The sequence below is a fragment of the Streptomyces sp. KR80 genome, from assembly GCF_052245555.1.
Classification (GTDB): domain Bacteria; phylum Actinomycetota; class Actinomycetes; order Streptomycetales; family Streptomycetaceae; genus Streptomyces.
Genome location: NZ_JBQQCD010000002.1, coordinates 141,888 through 155,742, shown reverse-complemented (window position 1 = coordinate 155,742; position 13,855 = coordinate 141,888). Strand labels below are relative to the sequence as shown.

Here is a 13,855-nt window from a genome sequence, read left to right as displayed (position 1 = left end):
CCGTGCCGGGTGGATCACCAGCGTACAATGTCACGTTGTTTTCGCAGGTGCCAGGGTGTACGTGCGCGACGAGGTGTAGAACTCCAGGGCGGCGCGCCCCTGCTCCCGCGGCCCGTAGCTGGACGCCTTGGCGCCGCCGAACGCCAGGTGGAAGTCGACCCCGGTGGACGGGGCGTTGACGCGGATCATGCCGGTGTCGACATGGTCCAGCCCGTATAGCGCCGCATCGAGGTCGGCGGTGTGCACCGAGGTGACCAGGCCGTACGGGACGGAGTTGGTGATCCGTACGGCGTGGGCCAGGTCGGCCGCGGGCAGCAGGGTGGCGATGGGGCCGAAGACCTCTTCCCGCAGCAGTGGGTGGCTCGCCTGGACGTCCTCCACCAAGGTGGGGGCCGCGTACCAGCCGGGGACGTCCGGGCTGGTGCCACCGGCCAGTACGCGCGCGCCCTTCCGGGCCTGCTCCAGCCGGTCCCGTGCCTGCTCGGAGATGAGCGGTCCGCACACCGTCGCCGCATCGGCAGGGTCGCCCACGGGGAGAGTGCGCAGGGCCGCGACGAGGGCCTCGCGCAGCGGGCCCAGGGCCGCCCCGACCGCGATCACCCGGCTCGTGGCCGTGCACTTCTGCCCCGCGTACCCGGCGATCGCGGCGGCGATGTGCGCGGCGGCCTGTTCGATGTCGGCGTCCGGCAGGACGATCGCCGCGTTGAGCCCGCCCATCTCGGCCTGGACGGGCACGCCGAGGCCGGTGGCCGTGCCGACGACCGCACCTCCGACGGCGGTGGAGCCGGTGAAGGAGACGACATCGGCGGAGGAGACGAGAGCGTTGCCCTCGGTGGCGCCGCCGGGGATCAGAGTGAACACCCCGTCTGGAAGCTCCTGTTGGAGGATCTCGGCGAGCCGCTGGGCGCAGGCGGTGGCCTCGGGTGCGGGCTTGAGGACGACCGCGTTGCCGGCCGCCAGCGCCGGGGCGGCCTTCCAGCTCGGGATGGCGAAGGGAAAGTTCCAGGGCGTGATGAGCCCCGCGACGCCGTGCGGACGGCGGCGGGTCAGCAACAGCCCCGGGCCGCCCGCCGTTTCGTGCACCCCGCCGGCGGGCTCGTAGGGGGCCTGGGCGTAGTACCGCCAGATCGCGGCCGTACGGGCCACCTCCGCCCGCGCTTCGGTGAGCGGCTTGCCCACCTCCCGTACGGCGAGAGCGGCCAGCTCGTCGGCCGCGGAGTCGATGGCGGCGGCGATCGCGCCGAGCGCGGAAGCGCGGGCGGTCGCGCCGCCGAGAAGCCAGCCCGGCTGAGCTGTGCGGGCCTGCTCGACGGCGTCGACGGTGGAGAAGGCGCCGGGCGCCGGGACCTCTGCGAGGACTTCCGACGGGTCGGCGGGGTTGCGGGAGACGAGGAGAGACGGGGCTGTGGTCACAGGAGGAAGCCTCCGGGGAAGGGGTCGTCCGGGTCGAGGAAGTACTGGGCGGTGCCGGTGATCCAGGCGCGGCCGGTGATGGTGGGGACCACGGCGGGCAGTCCACCGACCCGTGTCTTGTCGACCAGACGGCCGGTGAACCGGGTGCCGATGAAGGATTCGTTGACGAAGTCGCGGCCCAGCGGCAGTTCGCCGCGGGCGTGCAGCTGTGCCATCCGCGCGGAGGTGCCGGTGCCGCACGGCGAGCGGTCGAACCAGCCCGGATGGACGGCCATGGCGTGACGCGAACGGCGGCCGTTCGAGTCGGGTGAGGCGAGATAGACGTGCTTGATACCGCCGATCTCCGGCCGGTCCGGGTGGACCGGCCGACCGGGCGAGGCGTTGACGGCGTCCATGATGGCGAGCCCCGCCGCGAGGAGGTCGTGCTTGCGCTCCCGCTCGAACGGCAGCCCCAGCGCGTCCACGTCGACGAAGGCGCAGAAGTTGCCGCCGAAGGCAAGGTCATACGTCACTGCCCCGTAGCCCGGTACGTGCACCTTGCGGTCCAGGCCGACGCAGAACGCCGGCACGTTGGTCAGGGTGACCGCCTTCGCCGCACCGTCCTCGACCTGGACGTCGACCGAGACCAGGCCGGCCGGGGTGTCGAGCCGGACTGTGGTGACGGGCTCGACGGCCTGGACCATCCCGATCTCGACGAGGACGGTGGCGACGCCGATGGTGCCGTGCCCGCACATCGGCAGACAGCCGGAGACCTCGATGTAGAGGACTCCGTAGTCGGCGTCGGGCCGGGTCGGCGGCTGGAGGATCGCTCCGCTCATGGCGGCGTGGCCGCGCGGCTCGTACATCAGGAGCGTACGGATGTGGTCCAGGTGCTCGGTGAAGTGGAGTCTGCGCTCGGCCATGGTGGCGCCGGGGATCACCCCGACGCCGCCGGTGATGACGCGGGTGGGCATGCCCTCGGTGTGCGAGTCGACGGCATGGAAGACATGACGAGTGCGCATGGCGTCCCCTTCAGCGGTCAGTGATGGCCGTCGGCGACGGCCTTTTCGGTGGCGGCCCGCACCGCGGCCTCGATCTCTCCGGTGAGCGGCACGCGCGGCGGGCGGGTGGGGCCGCCGCGGCGGCCGACGATGTCCATGGACAGCTTGATGGCCTGGACGAACTCGATCTTGGAGTCCCAACGCAGCAGCGAGTGCAGCGACCGGTAGAGCGGCAGTGCGCTCTGGAGATCTCCGTCGACGGCGGCGTGGTAGAGCTCGGCGCAGGTGGCGGGGAAGGCGTTCGGGTATCCGGCGATCCAGCCGACGGCACCGGCGACGGCGAGCTCCACGAGGACATCGTCCGCCCCGATGAGCAGATCGAGCTCCGGGGCGAGTTCGGCGATCTCGTAGGCGCGGCGGACATCACCCGTGAACTCCTTGACCGCGACCGCGTGCCCCTCGGCGTGGAGCTGGGCGAGCAGGGCCGGGCTCAGATCGACCTTGGTGTCGATCGGGTTGTTGTACGCGACGACGGGCACTCCGGCCTTCGCCACCTCGGCGTAGTGGGCGCGTACGGCAGCCTCGCCCGCGCGGAAGGCGTTCGGCGGCAGCAGCAGCACGGAGCCGCAACCCGCCTCGGCGGCCTGCTCGGCCCAGCGGCGGGCCTCGCCGCTGCCGTACGCGGCGACTCCGGGCATCACGCGCGCTCCGTCGCCGGCCGCCTCGACGGCGGTACGGACCACGCGGGCGCGCTCCTCGTCGGTGAGGGTCTGGTACTCGCCCAGGGAGCCGTTCGGCACGACCCCGTCGCACCCGTTGTCGATGAGCCAGCGGACGTGCTCGGCATAGGCGTCGTAGTCGACCGAGAGGTCATCGCGGAGGGGGAGCGCGGTGGCGACCATGATCCCGCGCCAGGGACGGTCGGTGGTCCAGGTGGTGGCGGTCATACCGTCAGAGCCCTTCTGTGGTGTGTGACATTTTATTCTTCGCTGCGCGGAACCCACAAGTGGTGCCGCACTGGTCAGTGCAATGGTCAGTTGCCGCGCCGGTCGATTGCGTTGCTTCTGTTACGAAGACTGCCCACCGGCGCCCTCGAATCCGCTCAGAGATTCGTCCTCGGGCCCGCCTGCGGATCCGCCGGGCTCATCGAGCGAGGCCAGCGTCGCGAGCCGGACGGGCACGGAGAATGGCCGGCGCTCGGCCGGCGGCGGTGCGCCCCCGCCGTCCGCGCCCGCCGCGAGGCAGGCCACGGCCGCCCCGCACATTCGGCCCTGGCACCAGCCCATGCCCGCTCGGGTGAGGAGCTTGACGGTGCGCGCATCGCGGGCGCCGTAGTCGGCGACCGCCTCGCGGATGCGGCCCGCACTCACTTCCTCGCAGCGGCAGACGTCCGTTCCGTCGCCGAGCCAGTCGGTCCAGCCAGGGCCGGGCGCGTGGGCGGTGGCCATGGCGTCGGCGAAGGCACGCATGCGGGCACGGCGGCCCCGGAGGCCCAGGAAGTAGCCGCTGCCGAGGAGCTCGGGCTGCTCGCTCAGCCGGGCGGCCACCGCGATGCCCGCCAGTTCCCCTTCCACCTGGGCGAGTTGGGTGCCGCCGACACCGCCGGTCTCACCTGCCGCCCAGATGCCGGGCACCGAGGTCTCCTGGAGGTCGTCCAGGGCGAGGGCGTCCGTCCCGTCGGGGGTACGCCGGGTCGCGCAGCCGAGCGCCGTGGCCAGCTCGATCTGCGGAACCAGTCCGTGCCCCACGGCCAGTGCGTCACAAGGGATCCGGCGGCCCGTCCCCGGTACGGGCCGCCAGTCCCGGTCCAGCCGGGAGACTGTCACAGCCTCCACTCGGTCTGAGCCGTGCACCTGCGTCACTGCACTGCGCGTACGCAGCCGCACCCGGCGACGCAGCAGTGCCGCGCCGTGGACCAGCGCCTCAACCGCCTTGTGCGGGTTGGCGGCAAGGGCGCGCGGATGACGGGCGTAGCCGAGATATCCGCCCGCCTCGACCACTGCGGGCACGCGCGCACCGGCTGCGGCCAGTGAGGAGGCGACGGCGAGCAGCAGCGGCCCGCTGCCCGCGACGACGATCCGCCTGCCGGGCAGCACCAGCCCGGACTTGAGCATCGCCTGGGCACCCCCGGCGCCGACGACACCCGGCAGGGTCCACCCGTCGAAGGGCAGTTGCCGCTCGTACGCGCCGGTCGCGAGCAGGACCGCCCGGGCTCGCACCCGCACCGGTCGTTCCCCGTTGCCATCGGCTCCGGTGACGGTGTGCACCGCCCACAGGTTGTCGCTCTCGCGCGTCACCGCCCAGACGTGGTGAGCGGCGAGGTGGTCCACGCTGCTCGCCTCCAGGCGGCTGCGCAGCTCGGCGAAGGAGGACCAGTCGTGGTGCAGGGCCTGCGGCCGCGCGGCTCCCAGGTCCGGGGCCGGGTGCCGGTAGAACTGCCCGCCGACCTGCCCGGAGCCATCCAGCAGGGCGACTGACAGGCCGAGTTCGGCGGCCGCGACGGCACCTGCCAGACCGGCGCAGCCGGCACCGATCACGGCGAGGTCGTACGGTTCAGACGCCGAGTCCGGCATGGCCGTGTCCTTCCTGGGTGGTGATCACGTCGCCGGGGCGGGCGGGGACCAGGCAGGCCCTGCGGTTGGGTTCGCCGTTGACCGTGGCGAGGCAGTCGTAGCACTGTCCGATGCCGCAGAAGGCGCCGCGCGGGCGGCCGCCGACGCGCGTGGTGCGCCAGGCGAGGATGCCCGCGCCCCACAGCGCGGCGGCGATCGACTGCCCGGGCAGGGCGGTCACCGTACGGTCGTCGACGGTGATCTCGAACGGCGGGACGGACTGCGCGCCGACCAGTTCGGCGGGGGTACGGGCCACGGCGGGCCTCCTCTCATGGGACTCGTGAGACATGAAGAGCGCGCTTCGGGGTCAGGACGTGATCATGAAGCGGCCTGGGCTGAACGGGGCGACATTGAGCGGCAGTTCACCGCCCGACGTCAGCTGGGCGATGAGCAGCCCGGTAGCCGGGGCGAGCCCGATCCCCGCGCCCTCGTGGCCGCAGGCGTGCAACAGCCCGGGGACATCCGGATCGGGGCCGATCGCGGGCAGATGGTCGGGCAGATACGGGCGGAAACCCGCGTACGTCCGCATCGCCCGCACCCCGGCCAGCACCGGGAACAGCGCCGTGGCCTGGGCCGCCAGACGCCGGATCACCGCCACCGACAGCCTCCGGTCGAAGCCGACCCGCTCGCGGCTGGCGCCGATCAGGACCGGACCCGCCGGCGTGCCCTCGACCACGGCCGAGGTCTGCAGCGTGGCCGAGCCGCTCGCCACGTCGGCGACATAGTCCGCCGCGTACACCTTGTGGCGCACCACGCGCGGCAGCGGTTCGGTGACCAGGACGAAGCCGCGGCGGGGGAGGACGGGCAGGTATACGCCGGCGAGGCGGGCCAGTTCGCTGGCCCAGGCGCCGGCCGCGTTCACGACGTAAGGGGCATGGATGTCGCCGGCCGGTGTCCGTACGCCCCGCACCTCACCGTTCGCGCCGGTGAGGACCTCGGTGACCTCCTCGCCGAGGCGGAGGCGGGCGCCGGAGGCGCGCAACAGATGGGCGGCGGCGAGTGCGGGTTGGACCTGGGCGTCCTGGGGGTAGCGAAAGCCGCCCGCCAGCTCGGGGGCGAGGTGAGGTTCGAAGTCCCGCAGCCGGTCCGCGGGAATCTCCTCCGCCTTGACGCCCGCCTGCTGCTGCGCTGCGGCGAAGTTCCGCAGGGCGCGCATCCTCGCCGCGTCCGAGGCGACGACCAGGCCGCCCTTCGCCTCGTACTCGATCCGGGGAGGGAGCAGTGCGGCCAGCTCCCGCCACAACTGCGTGGAGAGCAGGGCCAGGTCGAGTTCGGGGCCCGGCTCCTTGTCGGAGACCAGCAGGTTCCCCTCTCCGGCCCCCGTGGTCCCGCCTGCGACGGGACCACGGTCGATCACGGTGACGGAGAGACCGGCGCGGGCGGCGTAGTAGGCGCACGCGGCACCGACCACCCCCGCACCGACGACGATGAGTTCCGCAGAGCTTCTCGTGGGCACGGCAGTAATATTTCACATTGCACTCCTCATAGCAAGGCGCCACCCCGCCCAGCAGCTGATCAGCTGTCGAGCAGTGCACCCATCCGTGCCTCGACGGCATCCGGCGTGCGCGGCAAGGCCGCCGACAACAGCCCGCCGTAGAGGCGCGCCCGCGTCCAGCAGCAGCAACTCACCGGCGTCCAGCGGCGATCGTTGCGTATCCAGTGCAGTACGCAGGCGTGGGCTCCGGCTGCCGCGATGCGGCGCTCCTCCATGGATACGGGTACGTAACGCCGAGCTCCGATGTCTTGTAGAGTGCAATGTCACATTACTATGTTACGGATCTCACATCTCAGCCGCTCGGCTGTTCCACTGAGCACGGAGTGACCCATGAACAAGCGCACCTGTACCGCCGTCGCGCTCGCCGCGACCCTCGCACTCGGAGCGGCTGGATGTTCCGGTGGAAAGCAGCCGGGCGCGGGCAAGAACCCGGCCGCTGCCGTCGAGGGACATGTGGTCGGCGGCGTCCCGAAGAAGGGCGGCACCCTGACGGTGCTGTCCCAACAGGACTTCACCCACCTCGACCCGGCCCGGAACTGGGTCGTGAGCGACATGCTGTTCGGGACCCGGCTGATCTACCGCACCCTCGTGACCTACAAGGCGTCCCCCGGCACCGCGGGCGGCGAGCTCGTCCCCGACCTCGCCACCGACCTCGGCACCCCCTCCAACGGCGCCAGGACCTGGACCTTCAAGCTCAAGAAGGGGATCACGTACGAGGACGGCACACCGGTCACCGCTAAGGACATCAAGTACAACGTCGAGCGCTCCTTCTCACCCGACCTCCCCGGCGGCGCCGACTACGCTGCCCGCTACCTGGCCGGCGCCAAGGGCTACAAGGGCCCCGCGAACGGCGAGCACCTCGACTCGATCAAGACCCCGGACGACCGCACGATCGTCTTCCACCTCCGCAAGCCGTTCGCCGAGTTCCCCAACGCCACCGTCATGCCGACCTTCGCGCCCGTGCCGAAGGCCAAGGACAAGGGCCCGCGGTACGACAACCGGCCCTTCTCCTCCGGCCCCTACAAGATCGAGTCGTACGCCCGAGGCAAGAAGCTCGTCCTGGTCCGCAACACCCACTGGTCCCCGGAAACCGATGAGGTGCGCGAGGCCTACCCCGACAAGCTGGTCGTGGTGATGGGCCTGAAGCCCAACCAGATCGACGACCGGATGATCGCCAGCCAGGGCGCGGACGCCTCCGCCGTCTCCTGGTACGCGCTGCGACCCGAGAGCGCGGCCAAGGTGCTGCCCCGCCCCGAGGTGAAGAAGCGGCTGCTCGCCGAGTCCACCAACTGCACCGACATGGTCCAGATGCACACCGGCCGGGCACCGTTCACCAACGTCAAGGTCCGCCAGGCCGTGCAGTACGCCCTCGACCGGGACGCCGTCCTCACGGCCTCCGGCGGCCCCGCCTTCAACGACCTGTCCACCGCCTACATGCCGGCCAGCCTCTTCGACGGCAAGCAGCCCGACACCCTGAAGATCCCCGCCACGGGTGACGCCGAGAAGGCCAAGCGCCTGCTGAAGGAGGCGGGCAAGGCGGACGGCTTCGCCACCAAGATCACCGTATCGGTCGGGGACAAGGGACGGGCCGAGGCGATCCAGCAGTCCCTGAGCCGCGTCGGCATCAAGGTCACCATCGAGACCGTCGACCCGTCCGCGTTCTACGCCACCATCGGCGACACCAAGAACCGCACCGACATGGTCTACACCGGCTGGTGCCCGGACTACCCCTCCGGCTCCACCTTCCTGCCGTTCGTCTTCGACGGCCGGTACATCAAGGAGAAGGGCAACTCCGGCAACCACTCCCTCTTCCGCGACAAGGCGACCATGCACCGGATGGACGAGATCGCCGCGATGACCGACATCAAGGAGGCGGATAAGGCCTGGCAGCAGCTCGACGGCGAGATCCTCCAGCAGGCCCCGGCCGTCCCGGTGCTGATGCGCCGCTGGCCGCTGGTGCTCGGCACCAACATCGCCGGCGCGTACGGCCAGACCTCCTTCGGCGGGCAACTCGACTACGCCACCGTCGGGCTCAAGGACCCCGCCAAGAGCCAGAGCTGAGGCCCACTCGCCATGACCTCCCTCATCCCTTCGGCAGCGGTGGCCGCCGCGGCCCCTGCGGGCAGCAGCCCTTGGCAGCTCGCCCGCAGGGAGCTGCGCCGCCGCACCTCGGTGAAGATCTCCCTCGTCGTGGTCGCGCTGTTCGCGCTCATGGCGGTGGGTGCCCCGCTGCTGAGCGCGCTCGGCGGCTGGTCACCCGAGCAGTTCGACAAGTCCGCCGTCGATCCGTACCTCGGCGGCCAGCCGATCGGTCCGCTCGGCGGCATCTCAGCCGACCACTGGCTCGGCGTCGAACCGGTCACCGGCCGCGACCTGTTCGCCCGCGTCGTGCACGGCGCACAGGTCTCGCTGCTCATCGCCTTCGCCGCCACCGCGATCGTCGTGATCGTCGGCACGGCGGCCGGTATCGCGGCCGGCTACTTCGGCGGCCGCACCGACGCCGTGCTCTCCCGGCTGATGGACCTCACCATGTCCTTCCCCTCCCTCATCTTCATGATCGCGATGATGTCGGTGGCGAAGGACGTCAACCGGATCCTGCTGATGACCGCCGTCATCGGCCTCTTCGGCTGGCCCGGCATCGCCCGCGTCGTCCGGGGTCAGGCCCTCTCGCTCAAGCACCGCGAGTACGTCGACGCCGCCCGCGTCAGCGGTTCCGGTGCCTGGCGGATCCTCACCCGCGACATCCTTCCCGGCGTCTCCGGGCCGGTCATCGCCTACACCACCCTGATCATCCCCGGGATGATCGCCACCGAGGCGGCGTTGAGCTATCTCGGCGTCGGCGTTCGTCCCCCCACCCCGTCCTGGGGCCAGATGATCGCCGAGAGCGTCGCCTTCTACGACACGGACCCCATGTACTTCGTCATCCCCAGCACCTGCCTCTTCCTCACGGTGCTCGCGTTCACGCTGCTCGGCGACGCGCTACGCGACATCCTCGACCCGAGAGGAAGCCGCACATGACCCTCTACATCGGCCGGAGGCTGCTCGGCGTCATCGGCGTCCTGATCGCCATCGCCGCCGTCACCTTCACCATCTTCTACGTTCTGCCGTCCGACCCGGCGGCCGCGGCCTGCGGCAAGTCGTGCAGCGCCGAACGCCTGGCGGCGATCCGGGCCCACATGGGGCTCGACCAACCGCTGTGGCGGCAGTTCGCCGACTTCGTCACCGGCATCTTCACCGGCCGCACCATGGGCAGCGGCCAGTACGGCCTGCACTGCGACTTCCCGTGCTTCGGCTACTCGTACGAGAACAGCGAGGCCGTCTGGGACCTGCTGATGGACCGCCTCCCGGTCTCCGCGTCGCTCGCGCTGGGCGCGGCCGTGCTCTGGCTGCTGCTCGGCCTGACCACCGGAGTCACCGCCGCCCTGCGCAAGGACACCCTCACCGACCGTGTCGTGATGGTCGGCGCGGTCGCAGCGGCCTCACTGCCGGTGTACTTCACCTCGATGATGCTGATCTACGGGCTGATCCGGGTCGCCGGTCTCCTCCCGTATCCGCAGTACGTACCGTTCGGCGACGACCCCGCCCACTGGGCGTCGAACCTGCTGCTGCCCTGGTTCGCGCTCGCCATCCTGTACGCGGCCATGTACGCCCGCCAGAGCCGCAGTTCGATGATCGAGACGATGGTCGAGCCGTTCATCCGCACCGCCCGCGCCAAAGGCCTGCCGCGCCGCACCGTCGTCGTCAAGCACGGGCTGCGGTCCGGTATGACACCGATCCTCACCATCTTCGGCATGGACCTGGGCGGGCTGCTCGCGGGCGCCGTCATCACCGAGTCCATCTTCGGACTGCCGGGCATCGGGCGACTGTTCTACGGCGCGCTCTCCACCGGTGACCAGCCGGTCATCCTCGGCGTCACCCTCCTCGCCGCCACCTTCATCGTCGTCGCCAACCTGGCCGTCGACCTGCTGTACGCCGTCGTCGACCCGCGAGTGAGGTTCTGATGACCGGTCCCGAACCCCTCCTGTCCGTCAGGGACTTGACGGTCACGTTCCCGACGAAGGATGGTCCGGTACGCGCCGTCGACTCCCTCTCCTTCGACGTGCACCGTGGCCGGACCCTCGGCATCGTCGGCGAGTCCGGCTCGGGCAAGTCCGTCACCTCCCTCGCCGTCATGGGCCTCCACACGGGCGCGGAGGTCACCGGCTCCCTCACCCTCGACGGCCAGGAGCTGACCGGGCTCGCTGAGAGTGAGCTGAGCAGGCTGCGTGGCCGCCGGATGGCGATGATCTTCCAGGATCCGCTCTCCAGCCTCCACCCGTACTACACGGTCGGCGAGCAGATCGCCGAACACCACCGCGTCCACTTCGGATCCGGCCGCTCCGCGGCGCGCAAACGGGCGGTCGACATGCTCGGCGAGGTCGGCATCCCGGAACCGGCGCGCCGGGCGGGGGAGTACCCGCACCAGTTCTCCGGAGGCATGCGGCAGCGCGTGATGATCGCCATGGCCCTCGCCTGCGAGCCCGAACTGCTCATCGCCGACGAACCGACCACCGCTCTCGATGTCACCGTCCAGGCCCAGATCCTGGAGCTGATCGCACGTCTCCAGCAGGAGCGCGGACTCGCCGTCATCATGATCACTCACGACCTCGGGGTGGTCGCCCGCGTCGCCCATGAGGTGCTGGTGATGTACGGCGGCCGAGCGGCCGAACAGGCCCCGGTGGACGACCTGTTCGCGGCACCGGCCCATCCGTACACCCGAGGACTGCTCGACTCCCTGCCCCGCCTGGACGACACCGACGACGAACCACTGCGGGCCATCCCCGGCAGCCCCCCGTCCCTCCTCACCCCCACACCAGGGTGCGCCTTCGCACCGCGCTGCCGCCGGGCGGCGGCCGCCGGGGCGGAGGCAGGCAGGCGCTGCGCCGAGGTCAGACCCGGGCTCACCGCCGTGAACGGTCATGCGGTGGCCTGCCATCTGCCCCTGCAACCGGCCACCACCCAGATCCAGCCCCGCGGAGGCACCCCATGACCACCACCACGGAGCCCCTGCTCTCCGTACGGAACGTGACGATGACCTTCCCGGGCCGTCGGCGGCGTGCGGCACCGGTGCGGGCCGTCGACGACGTCAGCTTCGAGGTGGCCGCGGGGGAGACCCTCGGCCTGGTGGGGGAGTCCGGCTGTGGCAAGTCCACCACCGGCCGCATGATCGTACGGCTCTTGGAGCCCACCGCCGGGTCCATCGCGTACGACGGCCATGACATCAGCCACCTCGGTCAGCGTGAGCTCAGGCCCCTGCGCCGGGACCTCCAGATGGTCTTCCAGGATCCGCACTCCTCCCTCAACCCGCGCCAGACCGTGGCCCGGATCGTCTCCGACCCCCTCCTGGTGCAGGGGGCTTCGGTCGCGGAGGCCCGCAAGCGGGCCGCGGAGCTGATGGAGCTGGTCGGGCTCATCCCCGAGCACGTCGACCGCTATCCGCACGAGTTCTCCGGCGGCCAGGCACAGCGCATCGGCATCGCCCGTGCGCTGGCGACCAGCCCCCGCCTGATCGTCGCCGACGAGCCGGTCTCGGCCCTCGACGTCTCCGTACAGGCCCAGATCGTCAATCTGATGCAGCGGCTGCAACGGGAGCTCTCGCTCACCTATCTCTTCATCGCCCACGACCTGTCGGTGGTGAAGCGGGCCTGCGACCGGGTCGCCGTGATGTACCTGGGCCGGATCGTCGAAATCGGCCGCAAGGAACGGGTGTACGCGGCCCCCGCCCACCCCTACACCCGGGCACTGCTGTCCGCCGTACCGCTGCCGGACCCCGCAGCCGAGCGGACCCGGGAGCGGATCACCCTGCTCGGCGACCCACCGAGCCCGGCGGCGCCCCCGCCCGGCTGCACCTTCCATCCCCGCTGCCCCAAGGCCCAGCAGATCTGCCGCACCGAGGCGCCCCTGTTGCGGATCGCGACACCGGGCGAGGCACGGGAGGTGGCCTGCCATTTCCCGGGGGCCGCCTGAAACGGTTTGTGCCCTGGATCCACAGGGGGGATCCAGGGCACAACCATGGGTTCTACCGTGTGCGTCACGACTTGGTGACGCGGACGGTCTCCCCGTAGCCGTCGGTGCCCGTGACCTCGATCTTCACGCCTGCGGCGCTGTCGGTGAACGACTGGTTGGTCCAGTACGGCGCATCGTCGAGCGCATGGCAGCCGCTCGCGGGGGTGGCGTCCGGCCTGGCGTCCATCACGCGTATCGGTCCCTCGCCGGTCTTGACGGATGTGTCCACCTTGTAGACCAGCGCGCCTGTCGAGCAGGCGTCGGAGTCGTTGTGGACCGCCCTGCGGGACTCGACGACGTACGCGGTTGTGGAGCTCGTCTTGACCACGGCCATCTTCTTGTAGCTGCCGTACTCGACGGCGCTCAGATACACGGTGTCGTTGCCCGCCGTTGCCCGGCAGAGGACCTGATCGTCGGCGGTCCAGCCCAGCTTCCAGGAGTGCCAGGCGAAGAACTGCGGCCCCTTGCCCGAGACGTACCCCATCACGTCCCAGCCGCCGACGAAGCGGTGCATGTCGCTGCCGGCGTCGAAGGCGTACAGGTCCGGCAGGCCGAAGGTGTGGCCCGTCTCATGGGCCGCCACCTTGGGGCCGAAGTCCCACATGTCCTGGCCGAAGGTGACCGACCACTTGACGGTGGTGTTGTCGGCGCGGATGCCGGTCGTGCCCGGTTCGTAGACGTAGGTGGGGGTGAAGGAGATGGCTTTCGCGTTCTTGGTCGCGACGACGTAGACCATGTCGTACTGCGAGAAGTCCACCTGCGGGTCCGCCTTGTTCACGGCGTCCTTGATGTACGCCTCGTGCTCCTCATGCGTGAGACCGCGCTCGTATCCGTACTCGGTGGAGTTCTTCGGCATGCGCAGCCAGTGGTTGTGCTGGCTGATGGACAGCCATGTCTTGCCGTACGAAGCCTTCCAAAGCCAGTCCGCGACCGGGGTGAGCTGCGCGGCGTCGCTTGACGTGGTCTCGGTGGCAGCCGCGTCCGGGAAGTCGACGAAGAGCATGACGACCTTCTTCGTTCCGGTGGGCCGCTGGAAGACGGTGTAGTCGGTGTTCTGACCTTCGTCCGTCCAGCCCGTGGTGCCGGACAGCTTGCACGAAGAGACGGGGTCACCCGCCTGAGCGGGCGGTGTACCGAGGAACAGCAGGAGCACGGCGGCAAGCAGGGCCGACACGATCGCGGGCTTCGTCGTCCTTGAGGAGATGAATTTTCGCCTCATGACTTCACAACCTCCAGGCAAATGGCATGTGACATTTGACATAGAGGTTGATGCCTGCACGACTCTGCCGGGAAGCTCACGGAGTTCCATA

At 70.5% G+C, this 13,855-nt stretch carries 13 protein-coding genes; 5 read left to right on the top strand and 8 right to left on the bottom strand.

Annotated features, from left to right (window positions below; genetic code table 11):
• Positions 1-30: 30 nt before the first annotated feature.
• The 7 genes from ACTWQI_RS03685 to ACTWQI_RS03655 form a co-directional block, all read right to left on the bottom strand.
• Complete coding sequence (locus tag ACTWQI_RS03685) at positions 31-1,413, bottom strand: aldehyde dehydrogenase family protein (protein WP_443267369.1); 1,383 nt, start codon at positions 1,411-1,413, stop codon at positions 31-33.
• On the bottom strand, positions 1,410-2,414 hold the full coding sequence (locus tag ACTWQI_RS03680; protein ID WP_443267367.1) for a proline racemase family protein: 1,005 nt from the start codon (positions 2,412-2,414) through the stop codon (positions 1,410-1,412). Before ACTWQI_RS03680 ends, ACTWQI_RS03685 begins: the two co-directional genes overlap by 4 nt.
• Before the next feature lie 17 nt (positions 2,415-2,431).
• Positions 2,432-3,340, bottom strand: coding sequence for a dihydrodipicolinate synthase family protein (locus ACTWQI_RS03675; RefSeq protein WP_443267365.1), 909 nt, complete (start codon positions 3,338-3,340; stop codon positions 2,432-2,434).
• Positions 3,341-3,460: 120 nt separating this feature from the next.
• A complete protein-coding gene (locus ACTWQI_RS03670; RefSeq protein ID WP_443267363.1) occupies positions 3,461-4,966 on the bottom strand; it encodes an FAD-dependent oxidoreductase in 1,506 nt (501 codons plus the stop codon).
• Positions 4,947-5,261 (bottom strand): (2Fe-2S)-binding protein, encoded by a 315-nt coding sequence (locus ACTWQI_RS03665; protein ID WP_443267361.1) that lies wholly within the window; start codon positions 5,259-5,261, stop codon positions 4,947-4,949. Before ACTWQI_RS03665 ends, ACTWQI_RS03670 begins: the two co-directional genes overlap by 20 nt.
• A gap of 51 nt (positions 5,262-5,312) precedes the next feature.
• Positions 5,313-6,461 (bottom strand): NAD(P)/FAD-dependent oxidoreductase, encoded by a 1,149-nt coding sequence (locus ACTWQI_RS03660; RefSeq protein ID WP_443267359.1) that lies wholly within the window; start codon positions 6,459-6,461, stop codon positions 5,313-5,315.
• A 59-nt stretch (positions 6,462-6,520) separates the two neighbouring features.
• Positions 6,521-6,715, bottom strand: coding sequence for a hypothetical protein (locus ACTWQI_RS03655; RefSeq protein WP_443267941.1), 195 nt, complete (start codon positions 6,713-6,715; stop codon positions 6,521-6,523).
• A 115-nt stretch (positions 6,716-6,830) separates the two neighbouring features.
• Here ACTWQI_RS03655 and ACTWQI_RS03650 point away from each other — a divergent pair, with 115 nt between their 5' ends.
• From ACTWQI_RS03650 to ACTWQI_RS03630, 5 genes are read left to right on the top strand one after another with little or no spacing between them, the layout of a single operon-like run.
• Entirely contained in the window at positions 6,831-8,561 is a 1,731-nt protein-coding gene (locus ACTWQI_RS03650) for an ABC transporter substrate-binding protein (protein ID WP_443267357.1), read from the top strand.
• 12 nt (positions 8,562-8,573) lie between these two features.
• On the top strand, positions 8,574-9,518 hold the full coding sequence (locus ACTWQI_RS03645; protein ID WP_443267354.1) for an ABC transporter permease: 945 nt from the start codon (positions 8,574-8,576) through the stop codon (positions 9,516-9,518).
• A complete protein-coding gene (locus ACTWQI_RS03640) occupies positions 9,515-10,501 on the top strand; it encodes an ABC transporter permease (protein ID WP_443267352.1) in 987 nt (328 codons plus the stop codon). Before ACTWQI_RS03645 ends, ACTWQI_RS03640 begins: the two co-directional genes overlap by 4 nt.
• Positions 10,501-11,529, top strand: coding sequence for an ABC transporter ATP-binding protein (locus ACTWQI_RS03635; RefSeq protein WP_443267351.1), 1,029 nt, complete (start codon positions 10,501-10,503; stop codon positions 11,527-11,529). Before ACTWQI_RS03640 ends, ACTWQI_RS03635 begins: the two co-directional genes overlap by 1 nt.
• Complete coding sequence (locus ACTWQI_RS03630) at positions 11,526-12,506, top strand: ABC transporter ATP-binding protein (RefSeq protein ID WP_443267349.1); 981 nt, start codon at positions 11,526-11,528, stop codon at positions 12,504-12,506. Before ACTWQI_RS03635 ends, ACTWQI_RS03630 begins: the two co-directional genes overlap by 4 nt.
• A 64-nt stretch (positions 12,507-12,570) precedes the next feature.
• On the opposite strand, the gene ACTWQI_RS03625 is transcribed toward ACTWQI_RS03630, so the two are convergent.
• Positions 12,571-13,764 (bottom strand): M6 family metalloprotease domain-containing protein, encoded by a 1,194-nt coding sequence (locus ACTWQI_RS03625; protein ID WP_443267347.1) that lies wholly within the window; start codon positions 13,762-13,764, stop codon positions 12,571-12,573.
• Between the last annotated feature and the right edge of the window lie 91 nt (positions 13,765-13,855).